Origin of the sequence: Micromonospora sp. WMMA2032 (genome assembly GCF_002688545.1) — a bacterium.
In the GTDB taxonomy this organism is placed as follows: Bacteria; Actinomycetota; Actinomycetes; order Mycobacteriales; family Micromonosporaceae; genus Micromonospora; species Micromonospora sediminicola.
Map to the genome: position 1 here is coordinate 2,366,032 of NZ_CP024052.1, position 22,918 is coordinate 2,388,949.

General features: G+C 71.1%; 24 protein-coding genes and 1 tRNA gene. 13 read left to right on the forward strand and 12 right to left on the reverse strand.

Annotated features, from left to right (window positions below):
- Nucleotides 1-18 precede the first annotated feature (18 nt).
- On the forward strand, nucleotides 19-1,002 hold the full coding sequence (locus CO540_RS10350) for a zinc-dependent alcohol dehydrogenase family protein (RefSeq protein ID WP_099161875.1): 984 nt from the start codon (nucleotides 19-21) through the stop codon (nucleotides 1,000-1,002).
- A gap of 700 nt (nucleotides 1,003-1,702) precedes the next feature.
- Here CO540_RS10350 and CO540_RS10355 read toward each other — a convergent pair.
- Together CO540_RS10355 and CO540_RS30340 are read right to left on the reverse strand one after the other, a co-directional pair.
- Nucleotides 1,703-2,902: a helix-turn-helix domain-containing protein gene (locus tag CO540_RS10355; protein WP_253866603.1), complete on the reverse strand. Its 1,200-nt coding sequence runs from the start codon at nucleotides 2,900-2,902 to the stop codon at nucleotides 1,703-1,705.
- A complete protein-coding gene (locus CO540_RS30340) occupies nucleotides 2,889-3,059 on the reverse strand; it encodes a hypothetical protein (RefSeq protein WP_172967821.1) in 171 nt (56 codons plus the stop codon). Before CO540_RS30340 ends, CO540_RS10355 begins: the two co-directional genes overlap by 14 nt.
- 138 nt (nucleotides 3,060-3,197) lie before the next feature.
- Between CO540_RS30340 and CO540_RS10360 the strand changes: the two genes are divergently transcribed.
- The 4 genes from CO540_RS10360 to CO540_RS10375 all read left to right on the forward strand — a co-directional run bounded on the left by CO540_RS10360 (nucleotide 3,198) and on the right by CO540_RS10375 (nucleotide 9,591).
- Complete coding sequence (locus CO540_RS10360; protein WP_371682276.1) at nucleotides 3,198-3,953, forward strand: helix-turn-helix domain-containing protein; 756 nt, start codon at nucleotides 3,198-3,200, stop codon at nucleotides 3,951-3,953.
- 199 nt (nucleotides 3,954-4,152) lie between these two features.
- Nucleotides 4,153-4,536, forward strand: coding sequence for a hypothetical protein (locus tag CO540_RS10365; RefSeq protein ID WP_099161876.1), 384 nt, complete (start codon nucleotides 4,153-4,155; stop codon nucleotides 4,534-4,536).
- Nucleotides 4,537-5,549: 1,013 nt separating this feature from the next.
- Nucleotides 5,550-8,798: an FG-GAP-like repeat-containing protein gene (locus tag CO540_RS10370; protein WP_172967822.1), complete on the forward strand. Its 3,249-nt coding sequence runs from the start codon at nucleotides 5,550-5,552 to the stop codon at nucleotides 8,796-8,798.
- A 154-nt stretch (nucleotides 8,799-8,952) separates the two neighbouring features.
- A complete protein-coding gene (locus tag CO540_RS10375; protein ID WP_157779102.1) occupies nucleotides 8,953-9,591 on the forward strand; it encodes an IS3 family transposase in 639 nt (212 codons plus the stop codon).
- Between the two features lie 434 nt (nucleotides 9,592-10,025).
- On the opposite strand, the gene CO540_RS10380 is transcribed toward CO540_RS10375, so the two are convergent.
- Together CO540_RS10380 and CO540_RS10385 are read right to left on the reverse strand one after the other, a co-directional pair.
- Nucleotides 10,026-10,097 (reverse strand) — tRNA-Val (locus CO540_RS10380).
- A gap of 50 nt (nucleotides 10,098-10,147) precedes the next feature.
- Nucleotides 10,148-10,678, reverse strand: coding sequence for a TIGR02611 family protein (locus CO540_RS10385; RefSeq protein ID WP_172967823.1), 531 nt, complete (start codon nucleotides 10,676-10,678; stop codon nucleotides 10,148-10,150).
- 273 nt (nucleotides 10,679-10,951) lie between these two features.
- Between CO540_RS10385 and CO540_RS10390 the strand changes: the two genes are divergently transcribed.
- Nucleotides 10,952-11,383, forward strand: a complete 432-nt coding sequence (locus tag CO540_RS10390) for an SsgA family sporulation/cell division regulator (RefSeq protein WP_053653619.1) — start codon at nucleotides 10,952-10,954, stop codon at nucleotides 11,381-11,383.
- An 84-nt stretch (nucleotides 11,384-11,467) separates the two neighbouring features.
- Here the strand turns inward: CO540_RS10390 and CO540_RS10395 are convergent, their stop codons facing one another.
- On the reverse strand, nucleotides 11,468-12,247 hold the full coding sequence (locus CO540_RS10395; RefSeq protein WP_099161879.1) for a glucose 1-dehydrogenase: 780 nt from the start codon (nucleotides 12,245-12,247) through the stop codon (nucleotides 11,468-11,470).
- Between the two features lie 157 nt (nucleotides 12,248-12,404).
- On the opposite strand from CO540_RS10395, the gene CO540_RS10400 reads away from it, so the two are divergent.
- Together CO540_RS10400 and CO540_RS10405 are read left to right on the forward strand one after the other, a co-directional pair.
- The gene (locus CO540_RS10400; RefSeq protein ID WP_099161880.1) at nucleotides 12,405-13,322 is read left to right on the forward strand and encodes an AraC family transcriptional regulator; all 918 of its coding nucleotides are present in this window, start codon (nucleotides 12,405-12,407) and stop codon (nucleotides 13,320-13,322) included.
- Nucleotides 13,323-13,329: 7 nt separating this feature from the next.
- The gene (locus CO540_RS10405) at nucleotides 13,330-13,785 is read left to right on the forward strand and encodes an Rrf2 family transcriptional regulator (protein WP_098745685.1); all 456 of its coding nucleotides are present in this window, start codon (nucleotides 13,330-13,332) and stop codon (nucleotides 13,783-13,785) included.
- On the opposite strand, the gene CO540_RS10410 is transcribed toward CO540_RS10405, so the two are convergent.
- From CO540_RS10410 to CO540_RS31315, 3 genes are all read right to left on the reverse strand, one after another.
- The gene (locus CO540_RS10410; protein ID WP_253866605.1) at nucleotides 13,786-14,355 is read right to left on the reverse strand and encodes a flavin reductase family protein; all 570 of its coding nucleotides are present in this window, start codon (nucleotides 14,353-14,355) and stop codon (nucleotides 13,786-13,788) included.
- Nucleotides 14,352-14,618, reverse strand: coding sequence for a hypothetical protein (locus CO540_RS10415; protein WP_099161881.1), 267 nt, complete (start codon nucleotides 14,616-14,618; stop codon nucleotides 14,352-14,354). Before CO540_RS10415 ends, CO540_RS10410 begins: the two co-directional genes overlap by 4 nt.
- Nucleotides 14,619-14,802: 184 nt before the next feature.
- Nucleotides 14,803-14,943 (reverse strand): putative leader peptide, encoded by a 141-nt coding sequence (locus CO540_RS31315; protein ID WP_371682277.1) that lies wholly within the window; start codon nucleotides 14,941-14,943, stop codon nucleotides 14,803-14,805.
- Nucleotides 14,944-15,128: 185 nt separating this feature from the next.
- On the opposite strand from CO540_RS31315, the gene CO540_RS10420 reads away from it, so the two are divergent.
- Nucleotides 15,129-15,302 carry a DUF4236 domain-containing protein gene (locus tag CO540_RS10420; RefSeq protein WP_064498970.1) on the forward strand — a complete coding sequence of 58 codons (174 nt, stop codon included), beginning with the start codon at nucleotides 15,129-15,131 and terminating at the stop codon, nucleotides 15,300-15,302.
- 120 nt (nucleotides 15,303-15,422) lie between these two features.
- Nucleotides 15,423-15,941 carry a potassium channel family protein gene (locus tag CO540_RS10425; RefSeq protein ID WP_099161882.1) on the forward strand — a complete coding sequence of 173 codons (519 nt, stop codon included), beginning with the start codon at nucleotides 15,423-15,425 and terminating at the stop codon, nucleotides 15,939-15,941.
- On the opposite strand, the gene CO540_RS10430 is transcribed toward CO540_RS10425, so the two are convergent.
- Both CO540_RS10430 and CO540_RS10435 read right to left on the reverse strand, forming a co-directional pair.
- The gene (locus CO540_RS10430) at nucleotides 15,907-16,803 is read right to left on the reverse strand and encodes a hypothetical protein (RefSeq protein ID WP_099161883.1); all 897 of its coding nucleotides are present in this window, start codon (nucleotides 16,801-16,803) and stop codon (nucleotides 15,907-15,909) included. The two genes, CO540_RS10425 and CO540_RS10430, sit on opposite strands and share 35 nt — an antisense overlap.
- A gap of 48 nt (nucleotides 16,804-16,851) precedes the next feature.
- The gene (locus CO540_RS10435; protein WP_099161884.1) at nucleotides 16,852-17,373 is read right to left on the reverse strand and encodes a VOC family protein; all 522 of its coding nucleotides are present in this window, start codon (nucleotides 17,371-17,373) and stop codon (nucleotides 16,852-16,854) included.
- Between the two features lie 50 nt (nucleotides 17,374-17,423).
- Here CO540_RS10435 and CO540_RS10440 point away from each other — a divergent pair, with 50 nt between their 5' ends.
- Both CO540_RS10440 and CO540_RS10445 read left to right on the forward strand, forming a co-directional pair.
- Nucleotides 17,424-17,894, forward strand: coding sequence for a MarR family winged helix-turn-helix transcriptional regulator (locus CO540_RS10440; RefSeq protein ID WP_091583884.1), 471 nt, complete (start codon nucleotides 17,424-17,426; stop codon nucleotides 17,892-17,894).
- Nucleotides 17,895-17,942: 48 nt separating this feature from the next.
- Nucleotides 17,943-19,499, forward strand: a complete 1,557-nt coding sequence (locus tag CO540_RS10445) for a tetratricopeptide repeat protein (protein WP_099161885.1) — start codon at nucleotides 17,943-17,945, stop codon at nucleotides 19,497-19,499.
- A 4-nt stretch (nucleotides 19,500-19,503) separates the two neighbouring features.
- On the opposite strand, the gene CO540_RS10450 is transcribed toward CO540_RS10445, so the two are convergent.
- A complete protein-coding gene (locus CO540_RS10450; RefSeq protein ID WP_099164698.1) occupies nucleotides 19,504-20,853 on the reverse strand; it encodes a cell wall metabolism sensor histidine kinase WalK in 1,350 nt (449 codons plus the stop codon).
- Nucleotides 20,854-20,891: 38 nt separating this feature from the next.
- The gene (locus CO540_RS10455) at nucleotides 20,892-21,548 is read right to left on the reverse strand and encodes a response regulator transcription factor (protein ID WP_091579106.1); all 657 of its coding nucleotides are present in this window, start codon (nucleotides 21,546-21,548) and stop codon (nucleotides 20,892-20,894) included.
- Between the two features lie 95 nt (nucleotides 21,549-21,643).
- On the opposite strand from CO540_RS10455, the gene CO540_RS10460 reads away from it, so the two are divergent.
- Complete coding sequence (locus tag CO540_RS10460) at nucleotides 21,644-22,786, forward strand: sigma-E factor regulatory protein RseB domain-containing protein (protein ID WP_099161886.1); 1,143 nt, start codon at nucleotides 21,644-21,646, stop codon at nucleotides 22,784-22,786.
- The last annotated feature ends 132 nt before the right edge of the window (nucleotides 22,787-22,918 follow it).

A 22,918-nucleotide genomic window follows, 5' to 3' on the forward strand; every position in this document is an offset into this window, starting at 1 on the left:
GGAAGGAGAGGTAGCAACATGCGCGCGGTAGTGCTCAAGGAATTCGGCGCCCCGCTGGTCCTGACGGAGATCGAGAAGCCGGTACCAGGTCCCGGACAGGTACTGGTCCGGGTCGCGGCGAGTGGCGTCAACCCGCTGGACACCAAGATCCGAGCTGGAAAGGCCGCCCATGCCCGGGTGCAGCCGCCGGCCGTACTCGGTCTGGACCTGGCCGGTGTCGTGGCGGAGGTCGGCCCGGAGGTCACCGGCTTCGACGCCGGTGACGAGGTGTACGGGCTGACCGGTGGCGTGGGTGATCTTCAAGGGTCGCTCGCCGAGTACGTCGCCGTGGACGCCCGGTTGCTCGCCCGAAAGCCGGAGTCGCTGAGTCTGCGCGAGGCGGCAGCTCTGCCGCTGGCCGTCATCACCGCCTGGGAAGGGCTGGTGGACCGGGCGCGGGTCACGGCAGGCCAACAGGTACTGGTGCACGGCGGCGCCGGCGGCGTCGGGCGGATCGCCCTCCAGCTCGCCCGCGCCCGCGGCGCCGAGGTCTTCGCCACCGGATCGACCCGAAGCTTGGAGACCATCGCTCGGCTCGGGGCGACTCCGATCGACTACACGAGCACGACGGTCGAGGACTACGTCACCGAGTACACCGGCGGCGAGGGCTTCGACGTGGTCCTCGACACCGTCGGCGGCGCTGGCCTGGACCTGTCTTTCACCGCGGTACGCACCTACACCGGCCGTGTCGTCAGCATTCTGGGGTGGGGTACGCACAGCCTCGCGCCGCTGTCGTTCCGTGGTGCCAGCTACTCCGGAGTCTTCGCCCTGCTGCCGATGCTGACCGGCAAGGGACGCGAGCACCACGGCGAGATTCTGCGCGAGGCGGCCGTCCTGGCTGACCAGGGAGCGTTGCAGCCGCTCGTCGATCCACGGCGGTTCACCCTCGCCACGGTGGCCGACGCCCATGCCATCGTGGAGGGCGGCACAGGTACCGGCAAGATCGTGATTGACGTCGGGTGACGAGGCGCCTCGAACTCTTGACGTCGGATTGACGTGACCCAGCGGATCACCACACGATCGGCTTCGCCTCGACCGCCGCCGGGGTGGTCGACAGCGTCGATCGCACCGGCCGGCGCGCCGTCGTCACCGGTGGCGGAGCGGGCATCGGGATCAAGACCCGACGGGCGTTGGCCAGTGCGGGCGGCAGCGATGGTCCTGGCCGTGCGCCGTACCAGTGCGGGCGAGCAGGCCGCCGCCGAGGTCACCGACAGCACCGGACCTGGCCGACCAGGATTCGGTACGCCACTTCGTGGCCGGCCAGTACGGCAGCCGCAGAGACGCACTCAAACGCCTCGGCGACTCACTCGGCCGCTGACGGAACTGCTGTACGCAAGCAGAAAGGCCACCGCCCGAAGCTGGGAGGTGGCCTTCGACCTGCGTGGGCGATACGGGGATCGAACCGGTGACCTCTTCGGCCGAAGAAAAGCCAGCCCGCAGGCGGCAGGTGTGAAGCGAGCGACCCCGACCACCGCCTCGAAGATCCTGGCTGCAGACCATGATCTCCGGCCACCATGAAACAAGTCGGTGTGAACTCTCGGCGAGCAGATTGGATCGGGCTCGATGCGAGGTCAAACGGCCTGCTGAGGCGCTTTTCGGCCTGGTTCGGCTGGCACGGTTGCTGTACTTCACTGCTGTACTCCTCATCCGCGTGTAGCGCTGCTCAGCCGACCCCGAGCGTGGCGGCGAGCTTCGCGATCGTGGTCGGCGCGCGCGGGTCGCGGGCGACCTCGGCGAGAATGTCCCGGGCGACAGGCCGGTGCGTGATCTCGGCCGGCGCGGTGCGCTCGGCCTCGGTCAGCATGCGAGCCGCGTTGCCCACGTCCCCGGCATGCAGGTGGGCCCGGGCGATGCCGAGCAGGTGCGCGGCGCGGTGTTCGGCGGGTAGCCACCGCCAGCCGGAGCGCGTGGCGGCCTTCTCGTGCCAGGCGATCGCCTCGTCGGTGTCGCCGTTCTCCACGGCCACGGCGGCGCGAGCCAGGTCGACGGCGGTAGGCCCGAATCCGGTGCGGTAATGGTCGTACCCGTCGCCGACCCGCTCGGCCATACCGGCGGCCTCGTCGAGAAGTTCGCCGGCTGCGGACTCGCTGCCGTCCTGCGCCGCGGCCAGACTGGCCTGAATGAGCAGGGTCCCGCACAGGGACAACTCCGCCGGCGTGCCGTGCTCGATCACGGATGGAGCGATCCGGTACGCGGCACTGAGCATCACCGACCTCGCCGCCCGAGCCCGCCCGAGCGCGCGCAACACCTGCCCGAGCTGGACGGCTGCGGCGGCCACCAACTCCCGGTCGCCGGTGGCGGCGAGCATCGCCCGGTCGGCGGCCAGCCACGCCAGCTCAACGTCACCGAGCTTGACCAGCAGCGCGGCGGTGATCCGATAAGCCTCCACCAACGATGCCCGGCCCGCTTCCGGGGCCTCGGCGTGGGTGCGCTGCGCGTTGACAAGCAGGGTGGGCGCCAGGTCGATCACCTGCGGGTACCGGGCGTACTGAAACGTCGTCCACGCGTACCCCACATCCCGCAGCATCCGATCCACCGGCACCACCGGGCCGCCCGCTGGCTTGCCCAACGGGATCTCGTAGCGGGACAGCGCCGCCCTGATCCGCTCGACGCCGTCGCCGCGACCCGTCGCCTGGGCCGGGGCGCCCTCCTGGCCGACAAGCGCGGCGGTGTCGATGCGGAGCACGCGGGCGATCTCCTGGAGCGTGGACAGCTTGTCCAGCGACCGGACGCCGCGCTCGACCTTGTCGACCCAGCTCTTCGACTTGCCGAGCCGGTCGGCGAACACCTGCTGCGACAACTTCCGCCGACCCCGCCAGTACGCCACCCGCCGCCCGACCGGCAACAACTCAACGCTGCCCACGACGCCACCGCCGATCCGGTACGGCTCGCGTGGTCTCCTCCACCGGAGTTCGGTCCACCTCCGCCTCGGCCAGTAGCCGCCGCTTCGCCGCCTCCCGCTCGGCCGCCTGGATCTGCTCGCCCCGGCTCACCGCCGACTCGTCGCCCTTACGCGGCATCCCCACTCCTCCGCCAGTAGAAGCGGCGGCACGTCGACCGTCGCGAATCCACAATGACGTCGAGATGTCATCTACTGCGACGGCACAAGAGCCGACAATCAGGTCACTTAGCCGGCGACATTAGGACGACACAGCGCTATGGTGGCAGTCATGGCCGCCCCCAACACCGCCCTGCGGGCCGTCCGCACCGGGATGCGCATGAGCCAGGACGACTTCGCTCGCGCTCTCCAGGCCGCCGGCCACCGCGTCGGCGAACCCAACGACGCCAACAAGAGACTCGTCCAGCGATGGGAGTCCGGAGCAATCGCCGCGCCCCGCCCCGTCTACGCCCGCGCCCTGGAGGTGGTTACCGGGCTACCCATCTCACTGCTCGGCTTCGACGCGGTGCCCGGCGGGCATGTCGCCGACGACGACCACGGCGGCCACGATCTGACCTCGCCCGTGTCCAGCCTGGCCACCCCGACAGCCAAGCCCACGACGGTCCATCAGTCCTACGAAGGCGTGTGGCTCAGCCGTTACCAGTACTACTCCAGCGGGCGGGGAGACTCCTTCGCCGGACAACACTTCGTGGTGCTGCTCCAGCACGGCGATCGGCTCACCGCGCGCAGTCTGCCTGGCTCGGCGTCATCGTCTCTCTCGCTGGACCTGACCGTGGACGGTGCCGTCGTCACCGGCACCTGGGTAGAGCAGACCGACCCCACCGGCTACTACCGCGGCGCGCGATACCACGGGGCAATCCAACTCATCGCCGAACCGACCGGTCGACGGATGGCCGGAAAGTGGATCGGCTTCGGCAAAGACATGGACGTGAACACCGGCCCGTGGGAACTCGTCTTCCGCGACGTCTCGACGTCCAAGGCGACACTTGATCGCTACAACACGACGGCGACGTAGGTCACTGCTGATCCGGGAGCCCTTGGCCTCTCGCTTCTAAGTCCTGGGCGCATCGTCCGGGCTGGTTCGCATGTGTCTGTGACCTCGGGCAGAGGTCTGCCGCTGTCCTACTGAGTCCCTTTACGTCCGGCCCGGTTGCTGTCGCCGTTGCTGTCGAGCGCAAGAAGGCATCCGCTGTTGCGGCCGGTAGCCTCCGAGCGTGCGATACCTCAGCCGGTCCTTCCTCCTTGGCACGCTTCAGCGCAGGAAGGAGGTCGAGCAGTTCCTCGGACCCGCCACGCTGAAGGGCATCGAAGGCATCCGCTGGGTCTCGATCTGGCCGTGGCAAGGCGGCTACAACCTGTCAGTCCATGACGTGCAGGACCTGGACGACGAAGACTCCCGGGACCTGTCGGTGTTCCCGCCGCTTGACCCAGAAGGCGAAGACGACCCCGGACCTGGCCGCATCATCGGGCACGTGCAGGACCCGGCCGAAGCGCTGGAACTGGCAGAGCGCACGACCGGGGCGTCGCCGCACCGTTGGGTCAACCACGGGGTTGCCGGAGAGGACTATGCGGACTTCGTCCGAGCCAGGAAAACCTGACTCAGACGTTGAAGCGGAACTGAGATGCAGTCTCCCGTGACCTGCGCCGACCCCGCTCCGCCATGCTGGCCTCGTGCCGTCTCGGGCTCACGTCATAGGTCGTTGATTGCCGACGTTTCACGCTTGTCAACGCTGTCTTGCGCCCCGTGTGTGTCCCAAGGCCGAGGAGTGGTACGTCCTCCAACGGCGGAAGCCCGCCGCGGCCATCCCCCCGCCCACCGCGCCCAGCATCGCCTCGTTGAAGGGCCCTGGCTGCGCGACGTATCCCAAGGCGACCATGAGTCCGGTCCCTGCCGCCGTCACGCCCGCAGCCAGCGAGGCGACGCAGAGAAGGAGTCGGGCACGCATCCCATCAGTAGAGCGGGTCATCACGACCTCGCTGCAAGCCCGCTGCCCTCGCCCCGGCCGCTTGCTGTCGCCGCTGCTGTCGATGACCTGTAACGGCCCACGCCCAGCCAACCCCGGGGTGGCCCGTCTCCCTGTTGCGGCCATTTGAGCAAGAAGCCGGCGAGCGGCCCTCGCTCTGTCCAATCATCGCGGACAGGGCTAGCAACTCCATGGCTTCCGCTGCAGCTCAGCCATGCTGGGGTCAAGATCCTATGCTTACGACCATTTGATTGATCTTGTCGGACTTTAGCCGCTTCTCGTCTTCTCTGAACCATTCTCTGGCGCTTTCATATGGCAATCTGCCCGGATACATCCGTAGTCGCGGTTCAGCTAGGCAGAGGGGCCAGACCCAAGCGTGGATTACCCACCCACAGGGGCAGCGAACGACAAATTTGACTGCTACAGTCCGCGTCCAGATCGTGGTTGCACCGACCAAGGGACGAGATATGAGAGCTAGAACCCCGCAGCTTTTCGCGGTGGCGGCTTTTGCAGTTTCACTGATTGGGCTGACACCGCCGTCATCAGCCTCCGCCACGCCTACACCCGGAAATGCTAAGGCGAAGGGCTGCAGCAAAAAGGGTGGAGCCGCTGGAAAGGCCACTTCGGCTGCGAACCTCAGCGCCGCCATGGCCAAACTCGCCACCGCCGGTGCACCGGCCAGTGAAATCCTCCAATCGCTGGCACAAGACTGGTGTCTCGAGCAACTTGCAATGCCGAAGGCCGAGTCACGCAGCATCCAAGGGGACGTTATGATCAATAGCGTTTCCTTGTGGTTCGATCGCCAAACGATTCCCAACCGATACTATGCAACAGCCAGTTACACATGGCGGAATATCGGCTACGCCGACGATGAATATGACTGGGATTGCCGGGGCGACAGCGTTGGCAACGCAGACGGCTTCGCGCTCCGAATCGACAATCCGGACGGAGAAGGAGGATATGCAAATTTCACAAGCTCCGCAACCATTTGGGGCAACCCGAATTTAGACCATTATATCGACGATTACGGGTTCAAAGCACTTGATGCGAACGGCGGGGATCCGCTCGAAGCTGACGTATACGGGCGCGCCTGGTACTGGCAGGATTTCAACCGAGCCGTACGTGACGAACTAGGCCACTGCCTGGGGAACCCACTGCCCGTCGATCTTGAATATGTTGACCATAACTCGTACGGCGGCAACATCGTCAACGGATTCGATCTGCCGAGCGGGGATTGTCGGCGCGCCAGTGCCAGAGCTCGAATGACGCATACCCGAGACGATGCGAACATTAACGGTTTCGGCCTGAGTGCTCCATTTGGATTTCAAGTGAGCATTGCCAACCAGAGCAATTCTATCGGCGCCGAGCAGCAATCTAGCGAGATTGTAATTTGCCCGAACGGCAACGGTGGCGGGGGCGGGGGCGGCGGGGACGGCGGCGGCGACGGCGGAGGAGGTGGCAGCGATCCGCCGCCGGTTCGGGGTGATTTCGACGGCGACCGCCGAGTGGACATCATCGCCCGCCACGCTCAAAGCAAGGACCTACACCTGTATAAGGGCAACGGAGCCGGCGGCTTCCAGTCCGGCACCGGCAGCGCCTTCAGCAACGACTGGAAGGCCTTCGACACCATCTTCTCCCCCGGCGACTTCAGCGGCGACGGCAGGCCAGACGTCATCGCCCGCAACGCCCAGACCAAGAACCTGCACCTCTACAAGGGCAACGGAGCCGGCGGCTTCCAAGGCGGCACCGGCGGGGTCTTCAGCAACGACTGGAAGGCCTTCGACACCATCTTCTCCCCCGGCGACTTCAGCGGCGACGGCAAGCCAGACATCATCGCCCGCAACGCCCAGACCAAGAACCTGCACCTCTACAAGGGCAACGGAGCCGGCGACTTCCAAGCCGGCACCGGCGGGGTCTTCAGCAACGACTGGAAGGCCTTCGACACCATCTTCTCCCCCGGCGACTTCAGCGGCGACGGCAAGCCAGACATCATCGCCCGCAACGCCCAGACCAAGAACCTGCACCTCTACAAGGGCAACGGAGCCGGCGACTTCCAAGCCGGCACCGGCGGGGTCTTCAGCAACGACTGGAAGGCCTTCGACACCATCTTCTCCCCCGGCGACTTCAGCGGCGACGGCAAGCCAGACATCATCGCCCGCAACGCCCAGACCAAGAACCTGCACCTCTACAAGGGCAACGGAGCCGGCGACTTCCAAGCCGGCACCGGCGGGGTCTTCAGCAACGACTGGAAGGCCTTCGACATCATCGGCGAGGGGGGTCGAAGCAGTCGCGACGATTTCGACGCCGACGGAAAAAATGACATTATCGCGCGCACCGCGAGCACCAAGAACATGCACCTCTTTGCCGGCGACGGATCCGGCGGATTCCTGCCAGACACCGGCACCGTGTTCGGGAACAACTGGTACGGCTACGACACCATCTTCTCCCCAGGCGACTGGAACGGCGACACCAAGCCAGACATCATCGCCCGCAACGCCAGCACCAAGAACATGCACCTCTTCGCCGGCAACGGATCCGGCGGATTCCTGCCAGACACCGGCACCGTGTTCGGGAACAACTGGTACGGCTACGACACCATCTTCTCCCCAGGCGACTGGAACGGCGACACCAAGCCAGACATCATCGCCCGCAACGCCAGCACCAAGAACATGCACCTCTTCGCCGGCAACGGATCCGGCGGATTCCTGCCAGACACCGGCACCGTGTTCGGGAACAACTGGTACGGCTACGACACCATCTTCTCCCCAGGCGACTGGAACGGCGACACCAAGCCAGACATCATCGCCCGCAACGCCAGCACCAAGAACATGCACCTCTTCGCCGGCAACGGATCCGGCGGATTCCTGCCAGACACCGGCACCGTGTTCGGGAACAACTGGTACGGCTACGACACCATCTTCTCCCCAGGCGACTGGAACGGCGACACCAAGCCAGACATCATCGCCCGCAACGCCAGCACCAAGAACATGCACCTCTTCGCCGGCAACGGATCCGGCGGATTCCTGCCAGACACCGGCACCGTGTTCGGAAGCAACTGGTACGGCTACGACCTTATCGGGGGCGGTGGACGTCTGAGTGCTATCGATTGGAGTGGCGACACCAAGGCCGACCTCATCGCCCGCAACGCCACCACCACGAATCTCCACCTCTTCGCCGGCAACGGCAGCGGAGGCTTCCTGCCCGGCACCGGCACCGAGTTCGGCTTCAACTGGGGCGCCTACGACACGATCGTCGCCGTAGGCGACTGGAACGGCGACACCAAGGCCGACCTCATCGCCCGCAACGCCACCACCACGAATCTCCACCTCTTCGCCGGCAACGGCAGCGGAGGCTTCCTGCCCGGCACCGGCACCGAGTTCGGCTTCAACTGGGGCGCCTACGACACGATCGTCGCCGTAGGCGACTGGAACGGCGACACCAAGGCCGACCTCATCGCCCGCAACGCCACCACCACGAATCTCCACCTCTTCGCCGGCAACGGCAGCGGAGGCTTCCTGCCCGGCACCGGCACCGAGTTCGGCTTCAACTGGGGCGCCTACGACACGATCGTCGCCGTAGGCGACTGGAACGGCGACACCAAGGCCGACCTCATCGCCCGCAACGCCACCACCACGAACCTCCACCTCTTCGCCGGCAACGGCAGCGGAGGCTTCCTGCCCGGCACCGGCACCGAGTTCGGCTTCAACTGGGGCGCCTACGACACGATCGTCGCCGTAGGCGACTGGAACGGCGACACCAAGGCCGACCTCATCGCCCGCAACGCCACCACCACGAACCTCCACCTCTTCGCCGGCAACGGCAGCGGAGGCTTCCTGCCCGGCACCGGCACCGAGTTCGGCTTCAACTGGGGCGCCTACGAAAAGATCGCCAGCTAGCCGAAGGAAGAGCGACGTCCCCGTCCAGCTGAGAAAGCTGGACGGGGACGTCCTGCTGTTAGCGACGTTTATGTGTGTCATGCCTCCGCTGTCCAGACGCGGCGTATCGGTCGGCTTTTTTCGCCTCGGAACTCGACCCGACCCGGCGACGGTCGTGACGCTCGTCGACGAGCTGAAAGACCGCTTCGGGGTCGAGCCCGTCCTCCGGGTCCTCAACATCGCGGTGTCGACCTACTACGGCTGGCTCGCCCACACCGCGAACCCGTCCGCGCGGCGACGCGAGGACGCCGACCTGGCGGTCGAGATCGCGGAGACCCATGACGTCTCCGGCGGCACCTACGGCAGCCCAAGGGTGCACGCGATGCTGCGCCGCCAAGGCCGACACGTGGACCGCAAGCGGGTCGAGCGGTTGATGCGCGACGCTGGCCTGCAAGGGGCGTTCCTGCGCAAGAAGTGGCGCATCCCGTCCACCCGGTCGAACCCGAGGGCGACACCGGCTCCGGACCTGGTGAACCGGCAGATCACGGCTGCGGCGCAGAACCGGTTGTGGGTCGCTGACGCCACCCGCATCCCCTGCGGTGTGGGTGTGTTCTGGCTGGCCGCGGTGCGGGATGTGTTCTCCAACCGCATCGTGGGCTGGCGGTGCTCCGACCGCTGCGACACCGACCGATCCTCGGCGCCCTCGAATATGGCATCTGGTCGCGCGACGTCCGTGACGGCCAGGGGGAGGACTACGCGGACTTCGTCCGGGCCAGGCACTCCTAACTCAGACGTTGAAGCGGAGCTGGGATGAGTCCTCCCGTGACCTGCGCCGGCCCGTTCCGCATGCTGGTCCCGTGCCGTCTTGGGCTCACGTCATTGGCGGTTGGTTGCCGACGTTTCACGCTGTCTTGTGCCCCGTGTGTGTCCCAAGGCCGAGGAGTGGTACCTCCTCCAACGGCGGAAGCCCGCCGCGGCCATCCCCCCGCCTACCGCGCCCAGCATCGCCTCGTTGAAGGGCCCTGGCTGCGCGACGTATCCCAAGGCGACCATGAGTCCGGTCCCTGCCGCCGTCACGCCCGCAGCCAGCAAGGCGACGCAGAGAAGAAGTCGGGCACGCATCCCATCAGTAGAGCACTCAAGCGCCTCGGCGAATCCCTGAGCCGCTGACGAGAACTGCTGCGCAAAGCTGCTGTACGCAAGCAGAAAGGCCACCTCCCGTTGCCGGGAAGTGGCCTTTGACCTGCGTGGGCGATACTGGGATCGAACCAGTGACCTCTTCGGTGTGAACGAAGCGCTCTCCCGCTGAGCTAATCGCCCTCAGCGCGCATGACTCTACCCGATCGAGGGCCCGGACCAAAAACCGGGTCTCAGTGCGTCGCGAGGTAGTGCATCGCCCGCGCCACCACGTCGATGCCGAGGCTGTACTTGAGCGACAGCCACACCACCACCGACACGAAGACCAGGCCGACGGCGCCGAGCACGAAGCGGACGCCGAGCGACCTGCTGGTCACCCAACGCGTCCAGGAGTTGACGTGTCGGCGGGTGAACGCGAGCAGCCGGCGGGCCCAGTGGAACTCGACGGCCCAGACGCCGAGGCCGGCGATGACCAGCAGCCAGCCGGGGCCGGGCAGCGGGATGAGGGCGATGCCGACGGTGACCACGAGGGCGCCGAGGATGCCGATGAAGACCTTGAGGGCGACGCGGCCGGTGGGGTTGGCGCGGATCAGCTCCAGGGTGGTGTGCAGGCGGCCTCGCCAGCCCCGCCTGCGCTCCGCCAGAGCGCCCTGCGAACGCCCGTCGACCGACACCTCGTACCCCCGCCTTTTGGCTGCTCGGGCCGCACCTTTCGGCGATTCGGCCCTGGTCCGCGCCGTCACCGAGGATCCCCTCGTGACCATTTCCACCCCCAGTGTCGCCCGGGACCGTCACCCCTGCTGACGACTGGACGTTACCGGAGTAAGTCGACGACTGAACCACCCGTTGCCGGGCGGGACGACGGAGTGGGCGGAACCGGAAATCCTACAAGGGTTCTCACGTTCCCGAAGGCTTTCCGACCCCCTTCCCACCACTGGGTGAAGTCAGCGTATGGCGGAGCGTAGCCAGGAGCAGCACCTGAGTATGGGAAAAGCGGGACACGCGCGTTCCGCAGCGGTGCCGGGGGGAGAACGTCCATGAGTGTCATCCGACCGACGACCGTAGAGGTCGAGACGTCGCTAAGGCTCGTCGCGCCTGACGCCACCGCCTTGCCGGTGCGTGCCAGCCTGCGTTACGACCCTGCTGACCCGTATGCGGTCCATGTCCTGTTCCATGCCGAGTCCGCCGGCGGCGAGGCGGTGAGCTGGTCGTTCGCCCGCGAACTGCTGGTCACCGGGCTCGACGAGCCGGCCGGCATCGGCGACGTCCGGGTCTGGCCGTGGGCCACCCCGCGCGGCGACTTCGTCGCGCTCGCGCTGTCGTCCCCGGACGGCAACGCCCTGTTCGAGGTCCCGCGCAGCGTGCTGGTGCGCTTCCTGCGCCGGACCTACGTCGTCGTCCCGCGCGGCCGTGAGGCCGAGCACCTGGACGTCGACACCGCGGTGACCCGGCTGCTCGCCGGGCGCTGACACGGCAACCACCCGGGGCCGCGCGGATCTGCCGAGTCCGCGCGGCCCCGGGCCGTCTCACCCCGGGGGTACGCCGCCGCGCGCTCAGCCGTGCGTGGTGATCCCGCCGTCGACCGGGATGACCGCGCCGGTCAGGTAGGCGCCGGCGCGCGACGCGAGGTAGATCGCGGTGCCGGCCATGTCCTCGGGGCGCCCGATCCGGCCCAGCGGCACCTGCTGCTCGATGGCCGCGCGCGACTGCGGGTCGTCCAGCGCGAACGCCATCATCTTGCTCTCGAACGGGCCGGGCGCGATCGCGTTGACGGTGATCCGCTCGCCGGCGAGCTGGTGGGCCAGGCTGCGGGTGAGCATGTGCACGGCCGCCTTGGTGGCCGAGTAGGCATACACCTCCATGAACGGCACCCGGATGCCGTCGATGGACCCGATGTTGATCACCCGGGCCGGGTCGTCGTCGGCGGCGGCGGCGGCGCGCAGTTCGGGCAGCAGCGCGGTGGTGAGCCGGAAGACGGCCTTGACGTTGACCGCCCAGAGCTTGTCGAACGCGCCTTCCGGGTATTCCTCCAGCGGCGCGCCCCAGGTGGCGCCGGCGTTGTTGACCAGCACGTGCACCCGGTCGTGGCGCTGCCGCACTGCCTCGGCGAGGGCGAGCGCGCCCTCGTCGCTGCCCAGGTCCGCCGGGATGGCCTCGCAGTGGCCCTCGGCGGAGAGTTCCTTGGCCACCGACTCGCACACGTCGGCCTTGCGCGAGGAGATGACGACCCGGGCGCCGGCCCGGACGAAACCGCGGGCGATCATCAGCCCGATCCCCCGCGAGCCGCCGGTGACCACCACCGTCTTGCCGTCGACCGAGAACAGATCCGTCATGCGCATCCCATCGCCGTCGCCCGGGCCGCGGACCGGTCCCCCGGCCCGGGCCTTACCGATCGGTAACCTAACCGCCGGGCGTGCGCGCCGACAAGAGCGGCCCGAGCGGGGCGAAAGCGTCGAGATGCAACGTGCCGCCGGGCCGGTTACCGTCGGGATGATGGTCACTACCGGTCAGCCCTCCCCGGCCACCCGCACCGGCCTGTCGGAGCCCCGCCTCGGCACCGACGAGATCGTCACCGGCGCGCTCGACGACCTCACTGCCGACCGCGGCTGGCCCCGGCCGGTCCTGCTCGACCGGGACGTGTTGATCCTGGTCACCCACGGACACGGCACCGCCGAGCTGGACTTCCGGGCCGTGCCCTGCCGGCCGGGCACGCTGCTGCGCGCCCACCCCGGCCAGGCGCTGCGCTGCGTCGGCACGCAGCTGGACGCGACGGTGGTGAGCTGGGGGCCGGACGCGCTGCGCGGCCTCGACGTCGACCCGGACGCGGTGCCGACCCACCGGCAGCTCGCCGGCGAGGACGAGGACGCGGTGATCGGCGAGGTGAGCCAGCTGGCCGTGGACGCCGACCGGCACGCGCTGGTGCCCGCCGCCGCGGCGCTGCTGCGCCACCAGCTCGCCGTGCTGCTGCTGCGGCTGAGCCTGCTGCCGCACCCCGACCGGTCGCCCGCGCCACGGGCCGAGGCGGAGACGTTCCGGCGGCTGTGCCGGGAGGTGGAACGCGGCTACCGGGACACCCGCCGGGTCGAGGACTACGCCGCCCGGATCGGCTGCTCGGTGCGTACCCTGACCCGGGCCTGCCTGGCGGTGACCGGCCGCAGCGCGAAGCAGGTGGTGGACGAGCGGGTCGCGTTGCAGGCCTGCCGGCTGCTCGCCGCCACCGACGAGCCGATCGCCCGGATCGGCCGGCGGCTCGGTTTTCCCGAGCCGACCAACTTCGGGCGCTTCTTCACCCGCGAGGTCGGGGTGAGCCCGGGCGCGTTCCGGGCCGGCCGGGAACGGCCGCTGCCCGTCCGTCTGGTGCGTCCCCGCCCGCCCGCCGACTCCCCCGCGCCGGCCGGCCGGGCATGATGGCACTGTGCAGATCTCCGCGCGCGGCGACTACGCGGTCCGGGCAGCCCTGAGCCTGGCCACCGCGTACCCCACCCTGCTGTCCACCCAGGCCATCGCGGCGGAGCAGGACATGCCCCGCAAGTTCCTCGAAGCGGTCCTGGCCGACCTGCGCCGGGCCGGGATCGTCCGGGCGCAACGCGGCGCCGAGGGCGGCTACACCCTCGCCCGCCCGCCGCGCGAGACCACCATCGGGCAGGTGTTGCGCGCCGTCGACGGCCCGCTCGCCGGGGTCCGCGGGCTGCGCCCGGAGGAGACGCGGTACGAGGGAGCGGCGGAGAACCTGCCCCGGCTCTGGGTGGCGGTGCGCGCCTCGGTGCGCCGGGTGGTCGACGAGGTGAGCCTGGACGAGCTGGTCAGCGGCCGGCTACCGGCGCACGTGCGCAAGCTGACCGCCCAGCCGGACGCGTGGGAGCCCCGCTGATCACAGCGTGCTGACCACCTCTTCATAGGGCAGCCGGGGCAGCCGCTCCCGGCAGGCGTCCGGCGGTTGGGCGCCGTGCTCGCCGGCGCCCAGCGCGAGCGGTTCGCCGAGCAGGATGGTGTGGTCGCCGGCCTCGATCCGCCGGACCACCCGGCACAGCAGCACGGCGAGCGCGTCGCCGATCAGCGGCACGCCGAACGGCCCGGTGGTCCAGCCCGGGTGGGCGGTGAACCGGTCGATGCCGCTGGTGGCAAAGATCTGCGCGATCTCCTGCTGCCCGGAGGCGAGCAGGTGCACGGCCACGTGCTCGGCCTGCTCGACGGTGGGCCAGCTCGACGACGTGCGGCCGAGGCAGACCGACACCAGCGGCGGGTCCAGCGACACCGAGGTGAACGAGGTGGCGGTGAAGCCGGCCGGCGGCAGGTCCGCCCGCATCCGGTTGCCGCGCAGGCCGGGCGTGGTGACCACGGTGACCGTGGACGCCTGCCGGCGCAGCAGGCCGCGGAACGAGTCGACGTCCACCGGGCGCAGCTCGACGGTGCCGGCGTCGGGGCGGTCCACGGTGGTCACGACGCCACCAGCTCTCGGGTGACGTGGACGCTGGCCGGTCGGGGCAGGCCGTAGTGCTCGCGCAGGGCGCGCCCGGTGTATTCCGATCGGAACAGCCCGCGTCGGCGCAGCAGTGGTACGACGTGATCCACGAAGGCCTCCAGTCGGTGGGGTAGCAGCGGTGGGATGACGTTGAAGCCGTCGGCGGCGCCCTGGGTGAACCTGCGGGGTGAGCCGTTCCCGGCGGGCCGGCCGGAGAGTTGGGCGAGGGCGTGCTCGGGCACGATCAGCGCCTCCAGTTCGTCGGCGAGGGCACGGGCTTCGGACTCCGTACCCCCGATTACCGGTGCGATACCGGGCCGGACCTTGACCAGATCGGGGCGTTGGCGGCGACGAGGGGACGCCGGGGTGTGGCGAGGGAGAGCGTGGTGAGGTCGGCCGGCGGAGAGGGAACGACGAGCGCTCGGCTCAACAGAGCGCGCTCGCGTGCCGGACCAGGTCGACGTGCACGCGAGCGGTGAGGAGAAGCTCGTTCCGCTGCGACATGTCCTCATGCTGCCGGCCGCTCTCTCCGCCGGTCAACGCCCTTCCAGTCAGTGAGACTTTCATCGCTGGCTTTGTTACGAGCCGTCGCCACCAGCATTTACCACCCCTTAACACCTACCCGTTAAATAGAGATTGTGCCGGGCGGTGGGCCCCACCGTCCAGAGCGGATCCGACCGGGTTTCGCGGAACGTCGATCCGGGCATGTTCGATGCCGCAGAGGCAGGGAGACGAAGAAGGAGGCACCCCCGATGGGCGTCCAGTTCCGCAAGCGCAAGAAGTACGGACCGCTGATCCTCCACTTCACCCAGAACGGGTTCTCCTCGTGGAGCATCAAGATCGGCCGTTGGTCCTGGAACTCGAACACCCGCGCCCACCGCGTGGACCTTCCGGGGCCGCTCTCCTGGAAGCAGGACAAGGCCTGACGGTCCGCGGACCGTTACGACGAAGGGGACGCCGGCGGTTCGCCGGTCGTCCCCTTCGTCGTCCGGGCCGGGTTCGCCGTTCGGCCGCCGACGAGGACCCCCCGACGGAACAATCTCGACATGGCGGATCTGACCCTGCGGCGGATGCGGCGGCGGGCCGTCGCGGCCTGCGTGCTGATGCTGGTCGGCTACTTCCTGGTGCCGGTCGAGGCGGACCCGAACGGGCTGCGGCTGGCCCTGCGGTCCGCCGGCACGCTGCTGCTGGTCGCCGTGGTCGCGTTCCTGGTCACCGGCCAGGTCCGCCGCCAGCTCACCCGCGAGCAGCCGACCGGCCGGGAGGAGGACCGGGCGCTCACCCGGCTCGCCGTCGCGCTGATCGCCGGGCTGCTGGTCTTCGCGTTGGCCGACTACGTGGTGGCGGACACCCGGCCCGGTGAGTTCGTCGGGCTGCACACCCGGATCGACGCGCTCTACTTCGCGCTGGCGACGCTCACCACGATCGGCTACGGCGATGTGCACGCCCAGGGGCAGATCGCCCGGGTGGCCGTCTGCGCCCAGATGGTCTTCAGCATCGGCGTGGTCGCCACCGGCGCGTCCGTGGTGGTCAGGCAGATGACCCAGCGGGCCGGGCGACGCTGACCCGCACGTCGCCGCCGAGCCGGCCGTGCTCCGGGTCGCGGGTCACCGCGCCGGCGGCGAGCATCGAGGCCAGCGCGCGGTTGGCGTCGGCGGGCCGGTAGACCGTGTCCGTCGCGGCGAAGCGGCGCAGCTCGCTGACCGTCAGCGGGCCGGAGCGCTCCAGCTCGGCCAGCAGCTCGCGCCGCAGCGGGCCGGGCTCGGGCTCCAGCGAGATGTCGAGCAGCCGGCCCTGCGGATCGGCCGGGTCGCGGTAACGCACCCCGGCGTATTCGTCGACCGCCCAGAGCGCCTCCTTGACCGCCTCCAGGCCCCGGTCGGAGCCGGTGGCGTAGCCGAGCAGCCGGGCCGGCCCGTCCCCCACCAGCTCGACCTCGGTGACCAGCGGGAAGCCGGCCGCGGCCAGCGCCGGGCGCAGCGACCGGCCGGGCGCGGTGACCAGCAGCAGCTCGGCCGGGCGGCCGGACGCGGCGGCGGCCAGCAGGGCCGGGTCCGGCTCGGCGCCGTCGACGAGGGTGAACAGCGGCGCGCCGGCCGCCCCGGCCGCCTTGAGCGCCACCGGCAGCCGGTCCGGCGAGCCGGGCACCACGTGCACGGCGACGTCGCTCGGCAGGTCGACCTCGGCGGCGCCGAGGCGCGCCGGCAGGTCCGGGTCGGCGTCCGCCAGCACCAGCACGGTCAGCCGCCGCCCGCGCAGCCGGTCGGCGAACTCGGCCACCACCCGCAGCGCCGCCTCCGCGCCGACGGCGGAACCCCCGGCGTACGCGAGCGCGAGCGTGGCCCGCCGGGCCCGGTGCAGCGCCGCGGGGAGCCAGTGGTCGAGCTGGCGGACGAGCAGCTCGCGCAGGACGGCGTCGGTCGACATGGTGCCGTTTCTACCGCACCCGGGCGGCGTGGTGGCCGCGTACCCCGGTCAGGCCGGGACGGAGATGCCCACGCCGCCGCGGGTCTGGCCGCCGTAGCGCTGCCGCTCGCGGTCCAGGTCGAGCCGGCCGATCCGCTTGCGGGCGGTGAGCGCGGCGTCGTCGAGCAGGGCGGCCGGGACGATCCAGACGATCTCGAACTCCAGCCCGTCCGGGTCGCGACCGTAGAGACTCTTGGTGGTGCCGTGGTCCGACGTGCCGACCAGCGCGCCGGCGGCGGCCAGCCGCTCGGCGGTGGCGCCCAGCTCGTCGAGCGTGTCCAGCTCCCAGGCCAGGTGGTAGAGGCCGACGGTGGCCCGGCCGGCCTGCGACGCCCCGGCCGCCGCGCCGATCTCGAACAGCCCGAGGTCGTGGTCGTTGGTGGAGTCGGGCGCCTGGAGGAAGGCGGCGCCGCGGAAGCCGTCCGGCGTCATCGGGACCCGGCGGAAGCCCAGCACGTCGCGGTAGAAGGCGACGCTGCGCTCCAGGTCACTGACGTAGAGGACGGCGTGGTTGAGCCGGTGGATTCCCATGGCTCCGACGGTACCCCGGTTTGGTTGAGCGTTCAACAACCGGCGTTATGATGGTCGTCATGACCCGGTGGCTGGAACCCGACGAGCAGCGGACCTGGCGCGCCTTCCTCACCGCCTCCCGGGCGCTGATGGAGACGCTCGACCGCGAGCTGCAACGCGACGCCGGCATGCCGCACGCCTACTACGAGATCCTGGTCCGGCTCTCCGAGGCCCCCGACCGGCGGCTGCGGATGAGCGACCTGGCCGACGCCACCGGCTCCTCGCGCAGCCGGCTCTCGCACGCCGCCGCCCGCCTGGAGGCCGCCGGCTGGATCCGCCGGGAGGACTGCCCCACCGACCGACGCGGCCAGCTCGCCGTGCTCACCGACGACGGCTTCGCCACCCTGGCCGCCGCCGCCCCCGGCCACGTCGAGGGGGTACGCCGGCACCTGTTCGACGCGCTCAGCCCGGCCCAGGTCGACCAGCTCCGCCGGATCAGCGAGACGCTCGCCGCCCACCTGACCGGATCGGGACCAAACTGATCCACTCCGGGGGTTGTACTTACCGTCGCCGGATGAGCACGATGGGGCGTGTCCTCCGGCTTCGCTGACCTGACCGTCCAGGCGCACCACCTGGTGTCCGAAGGCGACCTGACCGGCGCGCAACGGCTGCTCGCCGAGGCGCTCAGCGACGCCGACCCCCGCCCCGCCAACGCCTCCCCCGAGCTGGCCGACGCCGCCGGCTTGCAGGCCCGGCTGCTGGTCGCGCTCGGCGAGCCGCACTCCGCCCGGGGCTGGGCCGCATTCGCGTACGCGGCAACCACCCGGCTGTTCGGCCGATCCGACGAGCGCACCGTCACCGCCGCCGCCACCCTGGCCGCGGTGCTGCACCGGGTCGGCAGCGACGCCCGGGCGGCCCGGCTCTACTCCGACGTCATCATCGAGCTGACCGCCCGCGACGGGCCGGAGTCCCAGCGGGTGCTGGCCGCCCACGCCGACCTGGCCACCGTCGAATACGCGCGCGGCCAGTGCGAGGTGGCCCGCGACCGGCTCCAGGACGCGTGGGAGCTGCACCGCGAGGTCTACGGCGACGGCCACCCCAGCGGCATCAAGATGCTGGCCAAGCTCGGCGCGATGGAACGCGACTGCGGCCGGTACGCCGACGCGCACGAGCACCTGGCGCTCGCCGAGGACCTGTGCCGGGCCCACCTGGACTCCGACGACCCGCTCGCCGGGCAGGTGGCCGGGCTGGCCCGGGCCGCCGCCGACCCGGACCACGTCTGCCCCGCGCCCGAGCCGCCCGCCCCGGAGACCCCGGTGGTGCCCGCCGCCCGCGTCCCCCCGCCCACCGAGGGTCCCCCCGACCTGCCGCCCTACACCCCGCCCGCGCTCGACGACCCGGTCCGGACGCCGCTCTACCACCCACCGGGCCGGGGCGCCGACGCGGCGCACGTGCCCACGCCCCGCACCCCGCCCGAAGCCGACGGCGACGCGTTCGACGACTACCCGTGGCCGCCGGAGGACCCGGTCGACCAGCCGTGGCGGCCCGGCGAGGACGCGCTGCCCCCGACCGTGGTCGGGCTCACCGACGACCCGCCGCCGGGCGTACGCCGGGTGCCGCCGGCCGACCCGCCCGGGCCGCCGTCGCGCTACCTGCCGGTGCACGTGCCCCGGCCGCCCGCCGCCGAGCCGCGCGCCCGGCCCTGGCTGCCGCTGGCGGTGCTCGGAGTGGTGGTGGCGCTGCTGCTCGGCACCATCGCGGTGATCGCCGGGGTGTCCCGGGTGGACGACGCCCGCGACACGCCGCCGCCCGCGTCGAGCGGCCCGCCGGCACCGAGCCGGCCCGCCCCGACCACGCCGCCGGCCGCCTCCCCGGGCACCCCGCCCGGGCGGCTCGCGCTCACCGACCGGCGCGACAGCATCGTGCTGAGCTGGACCTACCCGACCGGCGCGGAGGGCCCGGTGGTGATCGCCGGGGGCCGCTCGGGCCAGCCGCAGGGCACGTTCGCCACGCTGCCGGCCGGCTCCACCGACTACATCGCCTACGGCCTCGACCGCACCACCGACTACTGCTTCACCGTGGCGCTGGTCTGGTCCACCGACAGCGTCGCGCGGACCGGGCCGGTCTGCACGAAACGGCGCCGCTGACGCCTCACTCCGGGTCCGGTTCGGCCAGCGCCGGCAGGCGTACCGTCGCCCGCAGCCCGGGCGCGACGGCGCCCGGCGTCGCGTCCGTCAGCTCGACCGTGCCACCGGCCCGGCGCACCAGCTCGCGCACGATGGCCAGGCCGAGGCCCGCGCCGCCGGCGTCGCGGGCCCGCGCGTCGTCCAGCCGGGTGAACCGGGCGAACACCCGCTCCCGGTCCGCCGCCGGGACGCCCGGCCCGTCGTCGGTCACCGTGACCAGGTGGTACGCCCCGGCCGGGCCGGTCACGGCCAGCTCCACCGCGCCGTGCGCGTGCCGCAGCGCGTTGTCCACCAGGTTGACCAGCACCCGGCGCAGCTCCCCCGGATCCCCCTCGACCCACCACGCCCCGTCCGGCACGACCAGCCGCACCGGCGGGGACGGGTAGCGGGCGGCCACCGTGCGCAGCAGCCCACCCAGCTCCACCGGACCCACCGGCGACGGTCGCGCCGCCTGCTCGTCCAGGCGGGCCAGCAGCAGCAGGTCGTCGACCAGGCGGCCCAGCCGCTCGGTGTCGGCCAGCAGGTCGTCGGCCACCGCCGGCCAGTCGGTGTCGCCGCCGAGCCGGCGGGCCACCTCCAGCTCGGTCCGCATGTTGGTCAGCGGGCTGCGCAACTCGTGCGCGGCGTCGGCGACGAACGCCCGCTGCCGGTCCCGGGACGCGGCCAACCGGTCCAGCATGTCGTTGAGCGTCACCGCGAGCCGGTGGATCTCGTCCTGCCCGGCCGGCACCGGCAGGCGTTCCGTCCCCGCCCGGCCGGTGATCTCGGCGGCGCCGCTGCGCAGCTCCTCCACCGGGCGCAGCGTCGCGCCGACCACCCGCCACGCCACCACCGCCAGCCCGGCCACCAGCAGCGGGAAGCCGACCAGCAGCAGGTTGCGCACCACGTGCAGGCTGTGCCGGACGTCGGAGAGCGACTTCGCCACCAGCACCGTGCGCGGCTCCTGGGGCGTGCCGGCCGGCACCGTCACCACCCGCACCGGCCCGGACATGCCGACCCGCTGCCCGTCCACCACCAGCCGCTGCCGCTGCCCGGGCCGCAGCTCGTCCGGGCCGAGCATCGGCACCAGGCGGTCCGCGTCGATCGACGCGGCCCGGATCCGGGCCTGCCCGTCGACCACCTGCACCCGCAGCTGCCCGCCGGCCACCGGCAACGGGTCCGGCAGCGCGTCCTCGGCGGTGAGCAGGGCGACCGCGTCGGCGGTGCGCAGCGCCTCCTCGTCCACCGACCGTTGCAGCGTCCAGCCGAGCGCGCCGAGCAGCAGCGCGCCGCCGAGCGCGAACCCGAGCACCAGCCCGAGCACGCCCAGCGCCAGCAGCCGGGCCCGCAGTCCCAGGCGGCGCAGCGGGCGGATCACGTGGCCAACCGGTAGCCGGCGCCCCGGACCGTCTCCAGCCGCTCCCGGCCGATCTTGCGGCGCAGGTAGCCGACGTAGACCTCCACCGCGTTCGGCGCGGTGTCGACCGAGGCGTCCCAGACGTGGTCCAGCAGCTCGGTCTTCGACACCACCTCGCCGGCCCGGCGCATCAGGTAGTCGAGCAGCGCGTACTCGCGGCTGGTCAGCACCACCTCGACGTCGTCCCGGGTGACCCGCCGCCGGGCCGGGTCCAGGCGCAGGTCACCGACCGTCAGCACGGCCGGCCGCCGGGGCGCGCCGCGGCGCAGCAGCGCCCGCAGCCGGGCCAGCAGCACCACGTACGAGAAGGGCTTGGTCAGGTAGTCGTCGGCGCCGCAGTCCAGCCCGTCGGCCTGGTCGTACTCGCCGTCCTTGGCCGAGAGCATCAGCACCGGCAGCCAGCGCTGCTCGGCGCGCAGCCGGCGCACCACCTCGTAGCCGGAGAGGCCGGGCAGCATCACGTCGAGGATCATCGCGTCGTACTCACCGTGCCGGGCCGCGTCCAGCCCCTCCGGGCCGGTGCCGGCCACGTCGACCACGAAGCCCTCCGCCGACAGGCCCCGCCGCAGCGCCGCGGCGAGCCGCGTCTCGTCCTCCACCACCAGCAACCGCACCGGTCCAGGGTGCCACCATGGGGTCACCCGTAGGGGATCTCCTCAGCGTCGTCACAGCGACGATCGCGCAGCATGGAGCGCAGGAGGTGCACACTATGTCCGTGATGAAGAACCGCGCCGTGCTGCGCTGGCTGGTCCCGGTGACCGCGGGGGTCGCCGTGATCGGTGGTGGCGCGGCCGTCGGCACGTTCGCCGCCGGCGCCGACCCGGCCCTGCCGCCGCGCAGCGCGGCCCAGCTGCTGGAAGACCTGCGTACGTCCCGCCTGGACGGGCTCTCCGGCACCGTGGTGCAGCGCGCCGACCTCGGTCTGCCGCCGATCGCCGCGCTCGCCGGCCAGGCCACCGGCAACCAGCTCGCCGGCCTGGTCTCCGGCACGCACACGCTGCGCGTCTGGTACGGCGGCGAGGACCGGCAGCGGCTCGCCCTGGTCGACACGCTCGGCGAGCAGGACGTGCTGCGCAACGGGCGCGACGTCTGGACCTGGAACAGCCGGGAGAACACCGCCGTCCACCGGAAGCTGCCGGCCGACGGCAAGGACCTGGCGTCCGCGCCGGCCACCCCGGCCGACGCCACCGAGCAGGCGCTGGCCGCGATCGACCCGACCACGGCGGTGACCGTGGGCCGCTCGGCCACGGTGGCCGGTCGGGACGTGTACGAGCTGGTGCTCACGCCGCGCGACAAGGCGTCGCTCGTGCACCAGGTGCGGATCGCGCTGGATGCCAAGGAGCACGTGCCGCTGCGCTTCGAGGTGCTCGCCGACGGCGCCGACGAGCCGGCGTTCGAGGTGGCGTTCACCCAGGTCGACTTCCGGACCCCGGACGCCGACCAGTTCCGCTTCAACCCGCCGCCCGGCGTCAAGGTCACCGAGGCGCCGGCCGACGAGCGGCCCGGGCCGGCCGGCCGGATGCCCGGTGCGCCGGGGGCCGGCAAGGCCACCGGCGGGGCGGACGCCGACCGCCCCGACGTGCGTACCGTCGGCACCGGCTGGACCACCGTGGTGGTCGCCAAGCTCGACGAGGCGCTCGGCGCGGGCGCCGGCGGCGCGAAGGCCGGCAAGGACGCGCCGGACGCGGAGATGCTGGGCCGGGTGCTCGGTGACCTGCCGAAGGTCAGCGGCGACTGGGGTAGCGGCCGGCTGCTCAGCGGCAAGCTGTTCAGCGTGCTGCTGACCGACGACGGCCGGGTGCTCGCCGGGCTGGTCACGCCGGAGCGGCTCTACCAGGCGGCCAAGGGCTGAACCGCCGCGCTCGGGGCCCGGTCGGCGGACGTCGACCGGGCCCCGAGCCGTGTCCGGGCTTGGTCGGGTGGCGGGCGACGCGCTATCTTTCTCAGTTCAGGCACAAAAAAGGAATGGCTTTTGAATGCCATT